17 protein-coding genes are annotated in these 19,534 nt (G+C 51.1%); 10 read left to right on the top strand and 7 right to left on the bottom strand.

Going from position 1 to position 19,534, the window contains the following annotated elements; translation table 11 throughout:
* Nucleotides 1–79 precede the first annotated feature (79 nt).
* The 5 genes from NSS79_RS29440 to NSS79_RS29420 form a co-directional block, all read right to left on the bottom strand.
* Nucleotides 80–2,272, bottom strand: a complete 2,193-nt coding sequence (locus NSS79_RS29440) for an alpha-galactosidase (protein WP_340896559.1) — start codon at nt 2,270–2,272, stop codon at nt 80–82.
* Between the two features lie 184 nt (nt 2,273–2,456).
* Nucleotides 2,457–4,988, bottom strand: coding sequence for an FtsX-like permease family protein (locus NSS79_RS29435; RefSeq protein ID WP_342437210.1), 2,532 nt, complete (start codon nt 4,986–4,988; stop codon nt 2,457–2,459).
* On the bottom strand, nt 4,985–5,689 hold the full coding sequence (locus tag NSS79_RS29430; protein ID WP_342437209.1) for an ABC transporter ATP-binding protein: 705 nt from the start codon (nt 5,687–5,689) through the stop codon (nt 4,985–4,987). Before NSS79_RS29430 ends, NSS79_RS29435 begins: the two co-directional genes overlap by 4 nt.
* Before the next feature lie 89 nt (nt 5,690–5,778).
* Nucleotides 5,779–6,813, bottom strand: a complete 1,035-nt coding sequence (locus tag NSS79_RS29425; RefSeq protein ID WP_342437208.1) for a HAMP domain-containing sensor histidine kinase — start codon at nt 6,811–6,813, stop codon at nt 5,779–5,781.
* Nucleotides 6,810–7,496: a response regulator transcription factor gene (locus NSS79_RS29420; protein ID WP_342437207.1), complete on the bottom strand. Its 687-nt coding sequence runs from the start codon at nt 7,494–7,496 to the stop codon at nt 6,810–6,812. Before NSS79_RS29420 ends, NSS79_RS29425 begins: the two co-directional genes overlap by 4 nt.
* 255 nt (nt 7,497–7,751) lie before the next feature.
* Here NSS79_RS29420 and NSS79_RS29415 point away from each other — a divergent pair, with 255 nt between their 5' ends.
* From NSS79_RS29415 to NSS79_RS29400, 4 genes are read left to right on the top strand one after another with little or no spacing between them, the layout of a single operon-like run.
* Nucleotides 7,752–8,054 carry a hypothetical protein gene (locus NSS79_RS29415; RefSeq protein ID WP_342437206.1) on the top strand — a complete coding sequence of 101 codons (303 nt, stop codon included), beginning with the start codon at nt 7,752–7,754 and terminating at the stop codon, nt 8,052–8,054.
* A gap of 47 nt (nt 8,055–8,101) precedes the next feature.
* Nucleotides 8,102–8,779, top strand: coding sequence for a PspA/IM30 family protein (locus NSS79_RS29410; protein WP_038596387.1), 678 nt, complete (start codon nt 8,102–8,104; stop codon nt 8,777–8,779).
* 4 nt (nt 8,780–8,783) lie between these two features.
* Nucleotides 8,784–9,269 carry a PspC domain-containing protein gene (locus NSS79_RS29405; RefSeq protein ID WP_340896567.1) on the top strand — a complete coding sequence of 162 codons (486 nt, stop codon included), beginning with the start codon at nt 8,784–8,786 and terminating at the stop codon, nt 9,267–9,269.
* 3 nt (nt 9,270–9,272) lie between these two features.
* Nucleotides 9,273–9,983 (top strand): PspA/IM30 family protein, encoded by a 711-nt coding sequence (locus tag NSS79_RS29400; protein WP_340896568.1) that lies wholly within the window; start codon nt 9,273–9,275, stop codon nt 9,981–9,983.
* Between the two features lie 595 nt (nt 9,984–10,578).
* On the opposite strand, the gene NSS79_RS29395 is transcribed toward NSS79_RS29400, so the two are convergent.
* Nucleotides 10,579–11,580 carry an IS110 family transposase gene (locus tag NSS79_RS29395; protein WP_340899475.1) on the bottom strand — a complete coding sequence of 334 codons (1,002 nt, stop codon included), beginning with the start codon at nt 11,578–11,580 and terminating at the stop codon, nt 10,579–10,581.
* Nucleotides 11,581–11,839: 259 nt separating this feature from the next.
* Between NSS79_RS29395 and liaF the strand changes: the two genes are divergently transcribed.
* The 6 genes from liaF (at nt 11,840) to NSS79_RS29365 (ending at nt 18,998) form a co-directional block, all read left to right on the top strand.
* Nucleotides 11,840–12,487 carry a cell wall-active antibiotics response protein LiaF gene (liaF, locus tag NSS79_RS29390; protein ID WP_342437205.1) on the top strand — a complete coding sequence of 216 codons (648 nt, stop codon included), beginning with the start codon at nt 11,840–11,842 and terminating at the stop codon, nt 12,485–12,487.
* Between the two features lie 38 nt (nt 12,488–12,525).
* Nucleotides 12,526–13,560 carry a sensor histidine kinase gene (locus NSS79_RS29385; RefSeq protein WP_038596373.1) on the top strand — a complete coding sequence of 345 codons (1,035 nt, stop codon included), beginning with the start codon at nt 12,526–12,528 and terminating at the stop codon, nt 13,558–13,560.
* 17 nt (nt 13,561–13,577) lie between these two features.
* On the top strand, nt 13,578–14,237 hold the full coding sequence (locus NSS79_RS29380; RefSeq protein WP_144024396.1) for a response regulator transcription factor: 660 nt from the start codon (nt 13,578–13,580) through the stop codon (nt 14,235–14,237).
* Between the two features lie 83 nt (nt 14,238–14,320).
* Entirely contained in the window at nt 14,321–15,136 is an 816-nt protein-coding gene (locus tag NSS79_RS29375; protein ID WP_342437204.1) for a YwmB family TATA-box binding protein, read from the top strand.
* Nucleotides 15,137–15,374: 238 nt separating this feature from the next.
* Nucleotides 15,375–16,925: a glucose-6-phosphate dehydrogenase gene (gene zwf / locus NSS79_RS29370; protein ID WP_038596372.1), complete on the top strand. Its 1,551-nt coding sequence runs from the start codon at nt 15,375–15,377 to the stop codon at nt 16,923–16,925.
* Nucleotides 16,926–17,411: 486 nt separating this feature from the next.
* On the top strand, nt 17,412–18,998 hold the full coding sequence (locus tag NSS79_RS29365; RefSeq protein ID WP_038596370.1) for a peptide chain release factor 3: 1,587 nt from the start codon (nt 17,412–17,414) through the stop codon (nt 18,996–18,998).
* 142 nt (nt 18,999–19,140) lie between these two features.
* On the opposite strand, the gene sspI is transcribed toward NSS79_RS29365, so the two are convergent.
* Nucleotides 19,141–19,377 (bottom strand): small acid-soluble spore protein SspI, encoded by a 237-nt coding sequence (sspI, locus tag NSS79_RS29360; RefSeq protein ID WP_076112599.1) that lies wholly within the window; start codon nt 19,375–19,377, stop codon nt 19,141–19,143.
* Nucleotides 19,378–19,534 lie beyond the last annotated feature (157 nt).

The following is a 19,534-nucleotide window of genomic DNA, read 5'->3' as shown; positions in this document are numbered from 1 at the left end:
AATGAAATTAGGTTAGTTGTTCTCGATTGCAAACAAACAGGCCTCGCATCCTACGCGGGCCTGTTTGTTTGGCGATAACTTATGCTGTTACTGCAACAAAATGCAGCAGCTTGCTCTGGAAGTCACCATGCAGCTCGGGAAGCAGCAGGCCAGCATACATCAGGCGGTCGCCGCCGTATACGGTGCCGGTCTCTTTAAGCACGTAATCCTTGTCCGGATCAAGACCCTGAAGACGGAGACGGGGGCGGGCGGTGTTCGGTCCGGCCAGTACACGGAAGTAGCCGGCCAATGCCTCGGACCGGTCCTCGGCTACGAACATCCAAGCCGTTTCATTGCCTTCAAACGGCGAAAGCAGCCGGTACATATCCCCTTGCTGAACAAGCGAACGGATTTCTTTGTAGAAGGCAACCTGGGCAGCCGCTTCCGCCTGCTCCTCTTCGGTGAACCGGGTCAGGTCCAGCTCATACCCGAAGTTGCCGGACATCGCCACATCGCCGCGCATGGAGAGCGGGGTGCTGCGGTGAACCTGATGGTTCGGCACAGCCGAGATATGTGCGCCCATGGCGCTGGCCGGATAGACAATACTTGTGCCGTACTGGATCTTGAGGCGCTCTACGGCATCGGTATTGTCACTGGTCCAGGTCTGCGGCATGTAGTGCAGGATGCCCGGATCGAACCGGCCGCCGCCGCCGGAGCAGCTCTCGAACAGCACATGCGGGAAGCTGGATGTGATTTCTTCCATTACCCGGTACAGCCCCAGCATATAGCGGTGGGCAGTTTCCCCCTGGCGCCCGGGCGGCAGCGACGCGGAGCCGATTTCCGTCATATGGCGGTTCATATCCCATTTGACATAAGTGATCGGAGCCGAGGACAATACGCTGCTAACGGCATCTATAATGTAGTCGCAGACCTCCGGCCGGGACAGGTCGAGGATCAATTGATTACGGCTTTGGCTGCGTCTGCGGTCTGGCACATGCAGGCACCAATCCGGATGGGCGCTGTACAGCTCACTATCGGGGGAGACCATCTCCGGCTCGAACCAGAGGCCGAACTGCATGCCAAGCCGGTTCACCCGTTCCGCCAGATCGGACAGGCCCTGCGGCAGCTTGCGTTTATCCACGAACCAGTCTCCCAGGGAAGTGGAATCATCGTCCCGGCGGCCGAACCAGCCGTCGTCGAGCACGAACAGCTCAATGCCAAGCGCTTGTCCGGCACGGGCGATATCTTCGATCTTGTCCGCATCGAAGCCGAAATAGGTGGCTTCCCAGTTGTTGATCAGTACCGGACGCGGTTCATCGCGGTACAGCCCTCTTGCCAGACGGGTACGGTACAAGCGGTGGTAAATACGGGACATGCCGCCGATCCCCGCATCGGAATAGGCAAGCACAGCTTCCGGCGTCTGGAAGCTTTCGCCCGGCTCAAGCAGCCAGCGGAAGCCGAAAGGGTTGATGCCCATCGTGACCCGGGTGGACCCGTATTGGTCCACCTCGGCCCCGGCACTGAAGCTGCCGCTGTAGACAAGGCTGAAGCCATAGGCTTCTCCGCTGTCTTCCCCGGCATTCGGGGAGAGCAGGGCCAGGAAGGGGTTCTGCTGATGGCTGCTCGCTCCGCGTTTGCTGTCGATGCCCTGACTTCCGCTGCGCAGCGGGGCACGGACCAAATGGCGTTCCCGGGCCCAGGAGCCGGAAAGATGGATCAGCTCGAATTCATCATGCGGGAAATCGAGCGCCAGGGACAAGGCCCGGTTCAGCTTAAGCGGGCCGGTTCCGGTATTGATCAGCCGGGCCGAGCGGATAATGGTATCGAAACCCTTCAAGACCGTGTAAGACAGCTCGGTCCGAAGACCGGCAAGTGAATCCTCCAGCACCAGCTGTAGCGTTTCGGCTTCCTCTTCAGTCTCAGCGTATACAGCCGGCAAGCCTTCCAGCGCCGGTTTTCCTTTGAGAATGCTGTGGGACACGTAAGCCAGCTCCGTGACCGTTGTGCCGTTGGCCAGCTCAGCTACATAAGCGGGTTCCCTGAAATCGCCCGAACCATAGCCCGGATATTCATGGGGAAGGGTATCCAGGGAGAGCGAAGGCTCTGCCGGATCAACGGTGCTGCTGAAGCCCATAGCTCCGGGATCGAATAAATCAGAAACGGCAGAGCTGCGGATTTTTTTGCCCCAATGCAGATGTAGGGGATACGTACCGCGGGCCAGGCCGAATACATAACTGGTATTTTCAGTTTGCAGATGGAAGATTTGCAGCTTCGCATCATAATGAATGGACAAGGAAATAACCTCCTAAGGTGGATGCTGAAGTAATGAGACAGCCTCATTATAAGTCTGTTTCGCATTCAAACGTATGGAGGAATGCAGAATGAATATGGAGGAATGTAGTCTCTTTTGCAATTGGATAAAGGGACTGAGCTTAAAAAGCAGACCCGGCTGCCCGGATCTGCTTCATCGTTAGAGATTATTCTGCTTGCCGCAATCTTTCAACAACCGTTGCCTTGGTCAGCAGGCTGTAGGAGCTTAGCGTTACAGTGTACGCAATAGCAGCCAGGACCGGAATGACCAGAACAAACGGCAGCCAGCTGAAGTGGTAGACCGTAAAGGCCATATTATCTGCTATGTTTTTGGAAATGATGTAAGTCAGAAATAGGCCTAAGGTGGAGGTGATCGCCACGGTTAGCAGGACATTGTACATTCCCTCATAGACCAGAACCTTTTTCAGCTGCCGCTTGGTCATACCGATGCTCTCCAGTAAGGCGAATTCATTTCTGCGGGTAATAACCCCGGTAATGACGGTATTGATATAATTGAGGACGCCTATGAGCGCAATGACAAAGCTGAGACCGTAGCCGACCGTCTGGAAAATGCGGATAAACGAGCCCAGCTCCTCCTTGTAATCTTCTCTTGATTTGAAGCCCAGCTCATCACTTGAAGCTACAATGGACTTAACCTCCTGTTCAACACTGCTCAGCTTGGCCGGATCGGCGTGGATTGTTACTGACAACCCCATAGGCGGATTGCTTCCCGCCGGCAGCTCCTTGGTTAATTCTGAGGCGGGAAGGAAGGTGTTGTATCCATAGATTGGATATGCATGAGTAGTTGCTGCATAAAGGGCATCAAGTTCTAAAACGGCCATGACTTCATAACTCTTTCCCAGACCCGGATATTTGATAGAGTCACCGGGATGATAATAAGTTTCATAATTATCTTCCCCATGCATCATAGCCTCTGTCACCAGCACATAGTTACCGGAAGCGAACTTCTGTTTATCAAAGGTTCCTTCAATAACATCCTTTTGCACCAGATCATACCAGCCGCCATCAATGCCGTACAGATCGAGCATAATGAAGTTATTCTTAAGAGTTTGTACAAGGAAAGGTTCGGGTTTAAGTACCTCTGCTTGAGGTTTCAGTGTAGCGCGTATCGTGTCATCCAAAGTGTATTTTTCGAATTTATAATATACATTGTCCACCTGTTCCACTCCGTCAATCTTATCCAGAGTACTTTTGAACGCTTCCGAAAGTTTGTAAGGATCTCCGGCCTGTTCGCCTTCTGTATACACAATAGCGTTATTGTGGATTACAAAGTCACCGGCGATATAAGTCTCCAGGTACTTATTGACATCGAGCGATGAAATCACGGTAAAGATAACACTGAACAAGACCATACTTAAGGAGAGTGAGGTCAGCATAAGAAACAGCTTCTTTTTATTGCGGAACAGATTGGAGAAGGCCATACTGTAAAGCTTTGCCCCGCGTGTCGAGCGTTTCTTCATCCGCCGTTTTACGCTCACGCCTGCGAATCTGACCGCTTCCACCGCGGAGATCCGTGCGGCCATCCGTCCCGGCTTGCTGGCAGCGATCCAAAGCGTCAGGTAGGAGAACACGGCAGCCCCAATAAAAATCCAAGGGCTGGCTGAATAGGAAGTTTCCATAGAACCCTCGGATGCGTTACTAATCAATGGGGTCAACCAGCGGCCAATACCATAACCAGAAGCCAGGCCAAACGGCAGACCGATAATATACAGCAGCTGCGCTTGACTGATAATAATCCTCCTGAGTTGTCGCGGCGTGGTCCCGATTGCCTTCAGCAGGCCGTAAAATTTGACATCCCGCACTACCGATATGTAGAAGATATTATAAATCAGCAAATATCCGCTGAGCATGATAATGAGAATGACTCCCATATAGGGAACAAATTTGATGATGTTATCTGAAAGGGAGGAGGTTGTGTAGGCCCAGTTTATTCCGATTGGAGCATCTACACCTGTGTCCTTGAGTACCTTATTGAGCTTTTTTTCGATATCGACGGCATTGCTGAACATCACACTTAGTTCGGAGGTATTCACATAAGAACCGTCAGCTTTGGACTTCACCGGATCGATAGAGGACAGGTTCTTGTTTACAAAAGACTCCGATACCAAAGCCAGCCCCGACATGGCCAGGTTTCTGTCCGCGTAATAGTACCCCGAAACAATAAATTCCTGCTGAATCACACGTTCCCCGGTATCTATGTCCAGAACAACCCGCTGGCCCAGCGCGTGCCTGATGCCAAGCTTATCCATCACCCAGGTGTTTAGCACAACCTCATTTTCTGCGGCAGGCAGCCCGCCTTCAATGAATGTTATAAAACCGTGCTTTGCGCTGTTCTCATCCATCCGTAAGACCTCTACCCGACTATCCTTGAACACATCATTTGTTAACTCTCCAGCTTTAAGTGTGACTCCGTATTCCCGAATGGAGGGATGTTTCTTCAGCGCTTCGACCTGTGCCGGCGCCAGATATTTGAAGCCTCCGTGGAAGTCAGAGCCAACCGTTTTCATCTGGGCTAATTCCATCGATTTGTTGATGTTTAAGACCATGGTGAAGATGGAGGTAATGAGCAGTGTAGTCAGGATGACCGCGCAGATTACAGCCAGATTTCGCATGGGATTGGCTTTCAGGCTTTTTAGAGCAAGGCGGTTTACAATTTTGCGGTTGTTGGTTGTGATCATAACGTCTTAACCCCGGTGGATACCGTCTCGTTGCCGGAAACAATGCGTCCGTCTTCAATTCTAATAATGCGGTCGGCAGTCTGGGCGATGGACTCGTTATGAGTAATCATGACAATGGTTTGATTGAATTTCTCGCTCAGCTGCTTCAGCAGAATAAGAACCTCTTGGCTCGTTTTGCTGTCCAGATTCCCTGTAGGTTCGTCAGCCAGAATAATGGAAGGTTTAGTTGCCAGCGCTCTGGCAATCGCAACACGCTGCTGTTGCCCGCCGGAAAGGTTAGACGGCAGATTGTGGATTTTCTCCTGAAGTCCCAGGGCCTGGATCACTTCATCCAGATATTTCTGATCAATTCTGCCGCCGTCGAGTTCTATAGGAAGCAATATATTTTCGAGCACATTCAGAATCGGTACCAGATTATAGCTCTGAAAGATGAAACCAACCGATCTGCGTCTAAAAATCGTTAATTTCTCATCACTCATCGCAAAGATATCGTTCCCATCCACAATCACCTTGCCTTCAGTGGCCCGGTCCAGGCCGCCGAGCATATGAAGCAGGGTGCTTTTTCCGCTGCCGCTGGTGCCGACAATGGCCAGAAACTCGCCTTTTTCTACAGACAGAGAGACATCGTCCAGCGCTTTAACCGTCGTCTGCGGATCTTTGCCATAATATTTCTTGAGGTGTTCTATTCTTAATATAGGCATGGTGATTCATCCTCCATAATCTTTGATGCTCTTAAGATATCAGACAATTCTAACTGGACAGTGTCTGAAATCTGATGATAATGACACATTTAGATTTGGGGTAGAAACATAGACAGCTTTGTTCCTCTGCCTGGCTCGGACACCGCTGTAATAAAACCTCCCTGCATGCTGATAATCTTCCGCGTCAAATACAGCCCGATTCCAATGCCTTCATATTCCCTGGCGCTGTGTCCCCGGTAGAATCGTTTGAAGATGTGCTTAAGCTCATCCTGGGGAATTCCCATGCCTGTGTCCGAAACATCTATCCGGGTAAACATTTCATTGCTTTCAGTCACGATCGAAATTTTACCGCCTGCCTTTGTGTACTTCACCGAATTTTCCAATAGATTAAATAAGGCCTCGCTGGTCCATTGGGGATCATGACGGGCTTTTGCGAGGTGATTGCATTCGATATGAATATCGATCTGTTTGCTTTCCGCACGGGTATAGATATGGGATACGGCCCGGGTTATCGTCTGAATCACCGGATTGACCGTGCTGTGCAGGGTGATCATCCCCGTTTCCAGCCGGGACATCTTGACCAGGGAGGTAATTAGCCATTCGAGCTTTTCTGATTGCGACTGAATATGGCTCACCAGTTGCCGGGATTCTCCATCCAGCTCCGGGACTTCGGCAAGCAGCTGGCTATAGATCATGATATTGGATAGGGGTGTTTTGGTCTGATGGGAAATATCAGAGATCAGCTCTTTGATTCTGTTCTTTTCCGTTTCCAGGTTCTGTTCATTCGCTTTGGAGATCTCAATGTAACGCAACAATTTATGTTCCATGGAAGAGAGGAGGGTTTCTTCAAAATCGGTCATTTTCTCCCGTCCGTAGATCGCCCGGTCCACCATTTCATCCAACGTATCCACGAAGGATGTAACTTGCCGCCGCAACGACCAGTTCCAGGCAGCACCCATGACGAGCATTAAAGAGACAAAAAGTGCAGTGAGTTCCGGGAGTGCCGGATGATCCCCTTGCAGAAAAAGGACCACTCCAGCATAGCCGAATACCAGGAGAATGAAGATTGCCGAAAATATAAGGCTAATGCGTTTGGAGTAATGGATCTGTCTGCTGCTGCTCATGGGTTTGGCCTTTCCGCCCATAGATATCCCAAACCGTAGACTGTTTTTATGTATTGTGGAGCAGAAGGCTCGTCCTCGATCTTGGCCCGCAGCCGTTTGACGGCTACCGTCAGCGCATTCTCATCCACAAACTCAGCCTCCTGCGACCAGATATTGTCGATTAACTGTTCTCTATTTAAAATAATGCCGGGATTCGTGACAAATATTTTCAGCAGCTTGAGCTCGGTTTTGCTAAGGATCAGTTGCTCCTGGTGCTTATAAAACTCCAGCTTTCCAAAATCGAAGCTTAAGGGCCCTATCGTTACTTTGTCCTCGCTGTGCGGGGCAGATCTTTTGAGGACGGCCATGACTCTTGCCCTTAAGACCATCAGACTGAACGGTTTCGTAATATAATCATCGCCTCCCAGCTCAAACCCCGTAACGATATCAGGCTCCATGTCATTTGCGGTCAAAAAGATAATCGGCACCTGCGAGGTTTTTCGGATCTTCTCACAGTAATCCAGCCCGCTTCCGTCGGGAAGATTGATATCCAGAATAATAAGATCAATCTTAAGAGAAGAAAGAATCATCTCTGCTGAGGCTATGTCGTAAGCTTGCTGTATAGACAGATCATTCTGGGAAAGGGTCAGGGCGATGCCTTTATTGAGACTCCGGTCATCTTCAACGATTAACAATGTCTTCAAGATGTGTGCTCCTTTGTTCCTCTGCGTGCTGCAGAAGCTATATTAAGGGATACCTGCAACAATTATACACACTAGCGATGTTTAAAGTCTCTCCCGGCAGAGAGGTAGGCTTGTTTCCGCCTCCGGCAGCCTGCAGTCCTACCCTTGCCCCGACTAAGGTCCAGTTTATAAAACCGTCCACGGTCTGTTTTGAAAGTCTGCGGTTTACCCTAGAATAAGATTATAAGGTTGAGGTCAACGAAAGGCGGTGAGAAAATGCAAAATAGAAAAGATAACGGACTTGCGGTTGTGCTGATCGTACTCGGAGCAATAATGCTGATGGGTATTGCGCTTCCTCTGATTCACGGAATCTTCAGAATTCTGTTCCCGGTATTGCTGGTTGTTCTCGGGTACTACGGAATTAAAAGCGGACGCAAATTTATCGGCTGGGCCGTATTGTTCATCGGTGTTATGTCGCTGATTGCCAAGCTTTCCTGGATCATCGGACCCCTGCTCGGTATCGCGCTTGTGGTTTGGGGAATCTCAGTACTGAAGGGCAAACAAAACAGAACATACTAAGTTTTTAGAAGTTTACTTACTAAGAAGCAGGGAGGGAGCAGGAAATCATGAGTGTTTTTCGCCGCATGAGGGATATCACCGTAGCTAATCTAAATGAACGTCTGGAACAAAGCCAGGACCCTGTGAAGCTAATTGATCAATTTCTCCATTCAACCCGTGAAGAAATCAGTGAAGCTGAAAGACTCTATCAGCAATACGCTTCCCACACGAAGCAATTGCAGCAGCAAGTCAACCAGGCAACGGCCATGAAGAATAAGCGTGAAGAACAGGCGCTGCTGGCACTTAAGGCAGGAGAGGATCATCTCGCCAAGCTGGCTTTGCAGGAAAAGATCATTCACGAGGAAAAGCTGGAGCAGTACAGCGGGCTGCTGGAACAGAGCCAAGTATCGCTGTATGAGCTGGAAAGCCAGCTTAATGAACTGAAAGTCGAATATCAGACCGTATATAACAAACGCCAGTATTATGCAGCACGGATGGAGTCGCTGAGACTTCAGCAGCGGATGAACCAAAGAGCCGGAACCTACGGCAACGGCGGTGATGTTCCCAAGATGTTCGGACGGCTCGAGGACCGGATGAACGACTGGGAGCTGGAAGCGAAAAGTCTGCGCGATTTGCGCCGGATGGGGCAGGAATACGCAGTGCAGGCTGGAGAAACCGTAGCGACTGTGCTGGAAAGAGAAATGGCCCGTCTGAAGGAGAAGCTTAACAATGACGGAAAGGAGTAGTACTATGAGCCGATTGTACCGTTCAACCCGTGACAAGGTAATGACAGGGCTTGCAGGAGGAGTGTCCGAGACTCTCGGTATTGACTCCACCCTGTTCCGGATATTGCTCTTGGTCAGCATCCCCTTTACCGGGGGCGCAACGATTCTGGTGTACCTTGTTGCAGCGCTTGTCATTCCCAAGGAGCCCACGCAGTATAATCCTTTTGGCCCTGGACCCGGAGCTCCGGGCGGCCCTTATGGCGGCCCTTACTCCGGAGGACCTGGATATGGACGCGGCCCGCAAGGCCCGCAGGGTCCTCATGGACAGGGAGGATATGGTCCGAATAACGGACAGCCCGGCTATAACCCCGGTTATGACAAAGTAAATGCTTACTCGGCCCCGGACTCCGGTCTGGATGCCATGATGAAGGATATTGAGAAGAAGGCCCTGCAGAAAGAAGTCGAAGAGCTTAAACAAAAACTTGCTAAATACGAGAAGGGAGAAGTGTAAAACATGGGAGTATTTCAACGGATTAAAGATATGACAAAGGCGTCGGTAAACGATTTGCTGGATAAGGTAGAGGACCCAATTGTAATGCTGAACCAATATCTGCGCGATATGGAGGCAGAAATTCACGAAGCTGAGGTTACTGTAGCGAAGCAAATGGCCAATGAACGCCGGATGAAGCAGCGTGTCGATGAAGCAGCCAAAATGTCTGGACAACGTGCGGCACAGGCTGAGCTAGCTCTGAAGAATGGCCAGGAAGAAGTAACACGCAAACTGCTGGAGGAAAAAATCTATTTCGACCAGAAGCAGGTTGAATACAGCGATCTTCATGCTCAAGCTGAAGTGCAAGCCAAAGAACTGGTACAGCAGCTGCATGACATGAAGGATGAGTTCTACAAACTGCGCAACAAACGCAACGAGCTGGTTTCCCGTGCACAAATGGCGAAAGCCAAGAAGCAAATGTCGCAAATCAGCAGTGTTCATGCCATCGAAAGCGGCAGCGCATCGCTCGGATTCCACCGTATGGAAGAAAAGATCATGCAGCTTGAAGCGGAAGCAGATGTTATGCGTGCCCCTTACAGCCCTTCGGCCGGTGTATACAGCAAGCCTGTGGATGCCGAGAAGCAGCTTAAAGTGGATGAGCAGCTCGCTGCACTTAAGAACAAGCTGAACACGACTACGACTACTTCATCCCCGTCACTTGACAAAAAAGAATAATAAGCCTGTTCCTAAACAATAGGCGTATATGATATGCTGAACAAGGTAAAGCCATACGGTATGGATTCTCCATACCGGTATGGCTTTTGTAGCGGGATGCGGCTATAGGTGGAAGTTTCTCCAATTCATGATGCATACAATCATCGATTGGAGAAACTTCAACATTAATCAGTTTTGTTCCGCAAAACTTAAGTTTATGCTTACGAAGTCAGTTTTGCTCCGCAAAACTTTTGATGGGAAAATAACGCGGACAGACGAAGTGACTTTTACGGGTTCTTGTCCAAACGAATCGCTCCCTTGCGAGGTGACCGCTAAAAAAGGCAATAGGATGCCCGGGAGGCTTAAAAAGCTCCTTTTAAAAAGGGCTATAGGGAGGGCCCCGGCTTCTGAACGGTGTACCCGAGTCGTTGCAGTTGGCGGATTAAACGATCTTCGGAAGAAATCGCATTTCGCCCAAGTAAATAGTCGGTACCAAGCTCCCGGTAAGGATCATTCGTTCTCAAGATGTGATAGGCGATGACGAGTAATTTATGAGCGAGGGCAACAATGGCTTTGGGTTTACCCCGCCTGCGGGCGAGGGCCCAGAACTTTGCCCCTAAAAACGTTCGGGTTTTACTGGCGGCCCAAGCGGCTTCGACGAGTGCGCTGCGAAGTGCGGAGTTGCCTTTGAGGGTAGCCGAACTTTTTTTTTACCGGCGCTTTCGTTACTGCCTGGACTGAGTCCGGCCCAGGAAGCAAGATGGGCAGCGGACGGGAACACAGACATATCGATCCCGAGTTCTGCGACGAGAATCTTGGCGGTATGGGGACCGAGACCGGGAACGCTCTGAAGGAGCTGAAGCTTCGGGAGATGAGGAGCAAAGGCGATGTCCATCTCAGCCTCCAGTTCAGCAATAGAGGATTCCAGAAAGGCCAGATGCTTCAAGGAATGGGAAATCATTTGGCGGTGGTGCTTGGTAACGCGCCCGTTCAAGGCGGCGGTCAACTCCGGAAGTTTGGCGCGAAGCTTGCCTTTAGCCAAGTCGGCGATCACGTCAGGTTCGAGGACCTCGCCATTGACAATGGCTTGAAGCATAAGGCGACCCGAAACACCAAAGAGGTCGGAGACAAAACTGGAGAGTTTGATATTAGCATCCTCAAGTACCTTGTGAATGCGATTGCGTTCGGAAGCCTCGTGGCCTTTGAGTTTTTTGCGGTAACGGGTCAAATCACGGAGGTTGCGGATCTCTTGAGGCGGCACAAAGCTGCTGCGAATGAGATCGCAGCGATGAAGCTGGGCCAGCCACTCCGCATCCTTGACGTCGGTCTTGCGTCCCTTGATATTCTTGACATGAGCCGCATTGGCGACGGTCAAGGAACAGGAATCTTGAAGGACATTGAAGACGGGTTTCCAAAAGACCCCGGTACTTTCCATCGCGACGTCGGTGCAGCCTTCGTGCTCCAGCCAATCGGCGAGGGAGAGAAGACCGGAGAGGACGGTAGGGAATTCGCGAATCTGTTTGGTGGGTTTGGTGTCTAAAGGTCCTTTGAGAAGACAGGCGACAATCGTGGCTTGATGAACATCCAGGCCGGCACAGCATTGACGAATAGCATCCAAAACAAAACATCCTTTCTTGGCAGGGCTACGGGCCGTCCGATCCAGTGAAATTTGATGGAGGTGCTCGGGGCAACAATACATTGTACTCGAAGACGGCCGTATTTCAATTTAGGAGTCGAGGTCGTACACACAATAAGTTTACCGACTTCACCTGTCCTGCTTAGTATCTGGTATGTACAGGATGCTTGTCGGTTAAACCTCAAGCCTATTTTCATAACACATTGTGCCCGCAAGGGCATTAAAATTTAGGAGGTGCGAAATGGATAAACGAAACCGTTTGATTGCCATCGGACTGATTGGTATAGGCTGCTTGATGATATTTGGCAGATGGATCGGCTTTTTCTCCATTGTCGCGCTCCTGTTCCTGCTGCTGGGGATTTACCGGACGACATCGGGCAGGGTGAAGCAGGGTTATACTCTGCTTGGAGTCGGTGCCGTACTGCTGCTGCTGGATCATTTGCTGCTTGTATTGGGGATTTGTCTGATCTCACTGGGGATGTTTTTTGTAAAGTCCAAAAGAATGCAGAAACGCGGCGGGTTCATGCAGAAGCAAAGCTTCTCTTCCCGGTTTGACTGGGACCTCTCCCCATGGGTGATGCGCAGTCTGAGTGCATGGCATGTGATGGGCGAAGCCGATGTGGATCTTTCGCTGGCTATGGCGGAGGATAAAGAGACCATCATGCTGTTTCAGGGTATTTTTGGCGATATGGATGTCCATTTGTCGGAAGACTACGGCGTGGAGATTGAAGCCTTTGTGTTGTTCGGCTCGATTGAATTCGGCAGCCATCGGGATACCGGAATGCTGAACCGGCTCAATTGGAAATCGGCCAATTATGATATCAGCGAGAATAAGGTGAAGATTAATGTATCTTATTTAATGGGTGACCTGGATATAAGCATGTCCTAAAAGGGATGAGCGTTAGCTAAGAAGGGAGTGCTCCCGGCGTGGAGGAAAAGAATAGGAGTATGGTAACGCGCAGCATGGGCGAGGGGGCTCTGTTCTCCTTTGTCATGCTGCTGGTTATCCTGTACATTATGTATACATACGGATATTTGCAGCCCTTTGAAAACTGGAAGATCGGGGTAAGAACGGCGGTGACGCTAATTCTGCTGCCGATGGTTTTCGGGATTGGCTTCGGTTTCTACCAGAGCTTCCGTATCAAGCGCAAGCTGGAGCGGCTGCGGGCAACACTCGTAGCCTGGGAGAAAGGAAATCTTACCCCGGCCATGCCGGAACTGGGTACGGATGAACTGGGCAGGCTCGGCTTGCAGCTTGGCCGGATCAGCGGCAAGTGGGAGAACCAGGTGAACACACTGCAGCGGCTGTCCACCAATAACGCCAAGCTTGCCGAACAGGCGCGCGTATCGGCGATTATGGAGGAAAGGCAACGGCTGGCGCGTGAGCTGCATGATGCTGTATCGCAGCAGCTGTTCGCGATCTCCATGACGGCGACGGCTGTAGGCAGAACGCTGGAGAAGGACTTTGACAAGGCACAGCGGCAGATTGCGCTTATCGAGGAGATGTCCGCCGTAGCCCAGTCGGAGATGCGGGCACTGCTGCTGCACCTGCGTCCGGTGTACTTGGAGGGCAAAGGTCTGGAGCAGGGGCTGCAGGAGTTGATAAAGGAACTGGAGATCAAGGTTCCTATGGAGATTGTGTTTGAGATGGACCCGGATGTACATCTGCTTAAAGGGATCGAGAATCATTTGTTCCGCATTGTGCAGGAGGCCATTTCCAATACACTGCGCCACGCCAAAGCGGATAAGATGGAGATCCGGCTGCACCGCCGGGGAGATACCGTGCGGCTCACACTGCGGGATGACGGGATCGGCTTCGAGATGGATGAGAGTAAGCAGACTTCCTACGGCCTCTCCAATATGCAGGAGCGGATCAATGAAACCGGAGGTTCCATTCAATTTATCACCGCACCCGGCAAAGGGATGCGCATTGAAATTACTGTACCACTAGTTAATGAATAAGGGGGCAAGGGCAAACCATGGAGATGGAGGAAGCGGAAGCGATTAAAGTACTGCTCGTGGACGATCATGAAATGGTCCGGATCGGACTTGCTGCGGTGCTTGGCACCGAGGACGGAATTGAAGTTGTGGGCGAAGCCGGAAGCGGAGAAGAAGGCATCCGGCTGGCCCAGGAATATAATCCGGATGTCGTATTGATGGATCTTGTGATGGACGGCATGGACGGCATCGAAACAACGAGACAGCTCCTGAAGCTTTATCCGGATTGTAAGGTAATCGTACTAACCAGCTATTTGGATGACGAAAAAATGTACCCGGTCATTGAAGCCGGAGCCTTTAGCTATTTGCTGAAAACCTCGCGGGCCAGTGAAGTGGCGGATGCCATCCGCGCGGCGGCAAGAGGCCAATCGGTACTGGAGTCGCAGGTAGCTTCCAAAATGATGAACCGTTTCCGTAACAACGCCAAGGGCGAATCACCTGCCTATAAGGAGCTTACCGAGCGCGAGATGGAAGTGCTGAAGCTGCTGGCCCAGGGCAAATCCAATCAGGATATTGCTGACCAACTGATTATCGGGATCAAAACTGTGAAATTTCACGTAACGAACATTCTCGCCAAGCTGGGTGTGGAAGACCGGACCCAGGCAGCTATATATGCTTACAAGAACGGTCTGGCTGAATAACAGCCTCAGGAAGTATATATCCTCTTGAACCTGGACATCCTTTCTAGTAGATTACTAGATTGGTTCGAGAGGGAGATGCGGAGATGAAGCTGCGGAACAGAGGAAAAGGGAAGGTCACATTAGCGCTGCTATGCATGTGTATTGCGGCACTATTACTGGCGGGGTTCCGCAGTGGGGCAGGCGGAGAGACTGTGACGGCATCGGCTGCGGCTGATGTTATCATTTCCGAAGGCTCTGGACTGGAGCAAGGTCTGGAGCTGCTGGTTACAGCCGGACGGAAATCCACTGAACCGGGATCCCCGCTGCGGCTTGTGCTGAAATGGCAGGGGGAATACAGCGGTAACGCTGCGGAATCTGCGGAAGCAGCTGCCGGCCTGGCTGAACGTCTTGGACTTGGAACGCCGGAGCACAGTGAAGAAGATGGACACACAACCTTCCGTGCTGCCGCTTCCTTTAACCCATCAGGGAAAATCTCCATGTTCTGGAGCGGGATTGACCAGAGCAGCAGCTACGTGATCGTAACCCTTGAAACGGCTGATTTGCTCAAGGCAACGGCATTTCAGGCAGCGGCGCAAGAAACGGGTGTGCAGATGCAGGCTGCCGGCATCGAGCCGGAGTGGAATGTTTCCCTTCAGGGCGTGGCGTCCACACAAGGAACCCCGCGCGAAGCGCTTGTTCATACGGAACAGGCCATCGCTGCCGCGATCTCCGGCTTGCAGTCGGTGGAAGAGTATGAAGACGAAACCACGTACAGCCGCTCTTACATTGTCCCGGGTTTGGCGCGTTATGTGAGCAGCGGGAAGCATGCTGTTGCTATGCAGACAGCTGTTCATAAGAACGGCAACAACAACAGCAACCGGGTAACGATCGGGCTGCCGCTGATCACGATTGAATATTGAGGGCGGATTCGATGAAATCCGAAGGTAATAGACATTAATTGTTATATAAGCTGGAGTATGTAAACGAATAAGAAAGATTAATGAAAAATTACGAAATCCCGAGAAAAACTGTCAGGAATGTGATAGCATCCTTTCTGCGAATATGATAAAATGACATCACGTCGTCATGCGTTTTTTATTATTTGACGGACGTTGAGAATGATTGTCAACTATATTACATACAGAGAGATGAGGAGCCATGGCTGAAAATCAAACCCTTGATGCACTGCATACACCCGGCGCTGTATTTTTTATCTTTGGGGCAACCGGAGATCTAGCCCGGCGTAAGCTTTTTCCGGCGATTTACAGTTTGTACCGTGAAGGTAAGCTGACACATGATTTTGCGGTAATTGGCGTGGCTCGGCGTCCCCGCACCCAGGAGGAATTCCGGGAAGATGTGAAAGAGTCCATTCGCGAATTCTGCCGCTACCAGGCGGGAGATGCTGCAGAATGGAATGAGTTTGTGCAACATTTTGAATACAAGTCTTTGGACATCAATAATATCGACGGCTTCCGCGAGCTCAACGCGCAAACGGAGGCAATCGAAGAGAAATTCCGCATTCCGGGTAACCGTCTGTTCTATCTCGCCCTTGCTCCTGAGCTGTTCGGCAGCGTGTCGTTCAACCTCAAAGCCGGTGGCATGCTGCAAAGTTCAGGCTGGAACCGTCTGGTGATCGAGAAGCCGTTCGGTTACAATCTGGAGTCTGCTGAGCAGCTGAACGAACAGATCCGCCAGGTGTTTAAGGAAGAAGAGATTTACCGGATCGACCACTACCTGGGCAAGGAAATGGTGCAGAACATCGAAGTCATCCGTTTTGCGAATGCCTTCTTTGAACCGCTCTGGAACAACAAGCACATCGCCAACATTCAGATCACCCTCGGTGAAACCGTTGGGGTGGAAGAGCGCGGCGGATATTACGATCATGCGGGAGCGCTGCGCGACATGGGCCAGAACCATATTTTGCAGCTGCTGACGATGATCGCTATGGAACCGCCAAGCCGTTTGCTGGCTGAAGATATCCGTGATGAGAAGGTCAAGGTGCTTCGTTCGCTGCGTCCGTATGCTTCCTCCGAAGAAGTGCGCGAGAACGTGGTGCGCGGCCAGTACACCCAAGGCCTGTATAAAGGCAAGACCCTTCCGGCTTACCGCCAGGAAGACAAAGTGGATCCTGAATCCAATACCGAGACGTATTTCGCGGCGCGTGTATTTGTGGACAATTTCCGCTGGGCAGGCGTTCCTTTTTACATCCGTACGGGTAAACGTCTCCCGGTGAAGACGACGGAAGTGGTTGTAGAGTTCAAGGGTATGCCGACCAATGTCTATTTGGGCCAAAAGCATAACCTCGAGCCCAACCTGCTCGTCATCCGCGTGAATCCGATGGAAGGCATCTATGTGAAGATCAATGCCAAGAAACCGGGCTCAGAATCGGAAATTCAGCCACTGGCCATGGATTTCTGCCAAAGCTGCATGGTGGGGATCAACTCGCCGGAAGCTTATGAGCGTCTGCTGCATGATGCGGCGCGTGGAGATTCAACCTATTTCACCCGTTGGGATGAGGTTTCGTCGGCATGGTCGTTCGTGGACCGTATCGCCAAAGCGTGGAAGGAAGAAGCGGCTGATCTGGCTTCGTACCCTGCAGGTTCGTGGGGTCCGGTGGAAGCCGATCAATTGCTGGCTCAGGAAGGTTTCCATTGGTGGCCGGTAAACGGACAGGAAGAAGACAATGTGGTCTGGCGGGTTAACAGCTAAGACCTGAATAAGCTACAAGATTTAAGCTCCCCCTGCAGAGGCTGCAGGGAGAGCTTTTTTGCGATACCCCCGTTAGCGTGGGGACGGGTTTGCCCAAATATAAGAATTTATATGTTTCACACGATAACTTATCCTTCTATTTCTCGCTGAAACGATACCGTCCTTAAAAAGGACGGCAAAGCCGTTTCCACTTGGTGAAATTCACGCAAAATAGCCTCGTATAGGCCGAGGACTGTACAGAATAGGCTGCAATCGCTGTTTTTCTTACAAGATATTTGGTATAAGCCGCTTTTTTGTAGATAAAGTTTGCCGGATTTTGATATACTTTAAAGGATGCTTTCACTAGAAGCGGAACTGGAGACTATTATGGGATAACAATGAATTCACCAATGGAGGGATTTGTACTCATGAGCAGAGCGCCGATTTGATGAACAACCCGTGTGATATAAGCAGAAGCATGAATTTATATATGAAGGGATATGTGCAATGAATAAGGCACCGGATCAGAAGCTGCAACAGGAAGTGGACAAACGCAGAACCTTTGCGATCATTTCCCACCCGGATGCGGGTAAAACAACACTTACGGAGAAGCTGCTGCTGTTCGGCGGAGCCATCCGGTTAGCGGGAACGGTTAAAGCCCGCAAGGCAAGCAAACATGCAACAAGTGACTGGATGGAAATAGAGAAACAGCGCGGGATTTCCGTTACTTCCTCTGTGATGCAGTTCGACTATTTAGACCATCGGGTGAACATTCTGGATACCCCAGGTCACCAGGATTTTAGTGAGGATACCTACCGTACGTTAACGGCTGCGGATAGCGCGGTTATGCTGATCGACGTGGCGAAGGGTGTAGAAACACAGACCATCAAGCTGTTCCAGGTCTGCGCCAAACGCGGTATTCCGATCTTTACGTTCATCAACAAGCTGGACCGCGAAGGCCAAAGTCCGTTTGATCTGATGGAAGAGCTTGAGAATGTACTGGGCATCCGTTCTGTTCCAATGAACTGGCCAATCGGCAGCGGACGTGAACTGTGCGGTGTGTACGACCGGATGAAGAATCAGGTGGAGCTGTTCCAGGGTGATGACCATTCCGTAATTAAAGTGCAAAAGGTGGAAAGCTACCGTGACCCGATCATCCGTGAGATGGCCGGTGAGTACCTGCATGATCAGCTGTGCCAGGAGCTGGAGCTGCTGGACGTTGCGGGCGATCCTTTTGACTATGAGAAGGTACTTCGCGGAGAGCTTACTCCGGTATTCTTCGGCAGTGCGATCAACAATTTCGGGGTGCAGACGTTCCTGGACAACTTCCTGGATCTTGCACCGAAGCCGGAGCCGCGCCGCAGTACAGTTGGCTCCATTGAGCCGACCAATGAGAAATTTACCGGCTATGTATTCAAAATCCAGGCGAACATGAACCCGGCCCACCGCGACCGGATTGCTTTCCTGCGGATCGTGTCCGGCAAGTTCGAGCGCGGCATGAGTGTAAAGCATGTCCGTGCAGGCAAAGACATTAAGCTGTCCCAGCCGCAGCAGTTCCTGGCTCAAGACCGCGATATCGTCGAAGAGGCGTATCCGGGCGATATTATCGGGCTGTTTGATCCGGGTATTTTCCGGATCGGCGATACACTCAGTCAAGCCGGGGATATGGAGTTCGATGAGCTGCCTACGTTCTCACCGGAGATTTTCTCCAAAGTAAGCATCAAAAACGCGCTAAAATCGAAGCAGTTCCAGAAGGGTATTGATCAGCTGACGGAAGAGGGCATGATTCAGGTGTTCCGTACGGTCAACTTTGACGATATTCTGCTCGGAGTAGTCGGACAGCTGCAGTTTGAGGTGTTCGAGTACCGGATGAAGGGTGAATATGGCGTGGATGTTCAGCTGCAGCGGATGTCATATCAGTTCGCACGCTGGATCGTGGATGAGAATAAACCGGACCCCGGCAAATTCCGCATCAACTCTACACTGGTTACCGACAAGAAGGGCAACTACGTGGTGCTGTTCGAGAACGAGTATGCGATGCGTACAGCGATGGAGAAGAACCCGACCGCGAAATTCCTGGAAACAGCTCCTTGAGTGTAGGCTGTTGACGAATTCAGGCTGCAGGTGCAGGGGATACAGCTGCACCTGCAGCAGTTTCAAATAGGTAGTAAAAACCTCCGCCCCCATGTGTGCAGATGCACCTTGGGTGACGGAGGTTTTTGGCTCATGAGGCTTTCTAGGATGTGATGGATCCGGGAGTAGTCTCCTCCAGATGTCTGTGGAGCAGACTAATCACATGATCCTGCTTGGCCTCTCCAAGGTCCTTCCAGACCATTTCGAACACGACGCCAAGCCCGGGAAGTGCAGCTTCCGGCCCGTCCACGGAGCCTTCAATCATGTGCCGCAGGTCTTCTTCGGACTGGCCGTGCACTTTATGGAGAATCGCCTGGCGCAAATCAATGGTAACCGGCATAATGTACCCCCTTAAAAGTTTTGTGAGCAAGGCTTCCTGCCAATTCTTCGTACAAAACTGCTTCGAAAGCATGTGCTTAGTTTTGTGAGCAAGGCTTCCTGCCAATTCTTCGTACAAAACTGCTTCGAAAGCATATGCTTAGTTTTGTGAGCAAAGC

It is taken from the genome of Paenibacillus sp. FSL L8-0436 (genome assembly GCF_038593025.1).
In the GTDB taxonomy this organism is placed as follows: domain Bacteria; phylum Bacillota; class Bacilli; order Paenibacillales; family Paenibacillaceae; genus Paenibacillus_AQ.
The sequence above is the reverse complement of the archived record's forward strand: the minus strand, read 5'-3'. Positions and strand labels throughout refer to the sequence as shown.

What these genes read in the sequence shown, in the direction of transcription:
- NSS79_RS29435 (WP_342437210.1), bottom strand. Translation starts at nt 4,988, where the DNA reads ATGATCACAACCAACAACCGCAAAATTGTAAACCGCCTTGCTCTAAAA.
- NSS79_RS29430 (WP_342437209.1), bottom strand. Translation starts at nt 5,689, where the DNA reads ATGCCTATATTAAGAATAGAACACCTCAAGAAATATTATGGCAAAGAT.
- NSS79_RS29425 (WP_342437208.1), bottom strand. Translation starts at nt 6,813, where the DNA reads ATGAGCAGCAGCAGACAGATCCATTACTCCAAACGCATTAGCCTTATA.
- NSS79_RS29415 (WP_342437206.1), top strand. Translation starts at nt 7,752, where the DNA reads ATGCAAAATAGAAAAGATAACGGACTTGCGGTTGTGCTGATCGTACTC.
- NSS79_RS29410 (WP_038596387.1), top strand. Translation starts at nt 8,102, where the DNA reads ATGAGTGTTTTTCGCCGCATGAGGGATATCACCGTAGCTAATCTAAAT.
- NSS79_RS29405 (WP_340896567.1), top strand. Translation starts at nt 8,784, where the DNA reads ATGAGCCGATTGTACCGTTCAACCCGTGACAAGGTAATGACAGGGCTT.
- NSS79_RS29400 (WP_340896568.1), top strand. Translation starts at nt 9,273, where the DNA reads ATGGGAGTATTTCAACGGATTAAAGATATGACAAAGGCGTCGGTAAAC.
- liaF (WP_342437205.1), top strand. Translation starts at nt 11,840, where the DNA reads ATGGATAAACGAAACCGTTTGATTGCCATCGGACTGATTGGTATAGGC.
- NSS79_RS29380 (WP_144024396.1), top strand. Translation starts at nt 13,578, where the DNA reads ATGGAGATGGAGGAAGCGGAAGCGATTAAAGTACTGCTCGTGGACGAT.
- NSS79_RS29375 (WP_342437204.1), top strand. Translation starts at nt 14,321, where the DNA reads ATGAAGCTGCGGAACAGAGGAAAAGGGAAGGTCACATTAGCGCTGCTA.
- zwf (WP_038596372.1), top strand. Translation starts at nt 15,375, where the DNA reads ATGGCTGAAAATCAAACCCTTGATGCACTGCATACACCCGGCGCTGTA.
- NSS79_RS29365 (WP_038596370.1), top strand. Translation starts at nt 17,412, where the DNA reads ATGAATAAGGCACCGGATCAGAAGCTGCAACAGGAAGTGGACAAACGC.
- sspI (WP_076112599.1), bottom strand. Translation starts at nt 19,377, where the DNA reads ATGCCGGTTACCATTGATTTGCGCCAGGCGATTCTCCATAAAGTGCAC.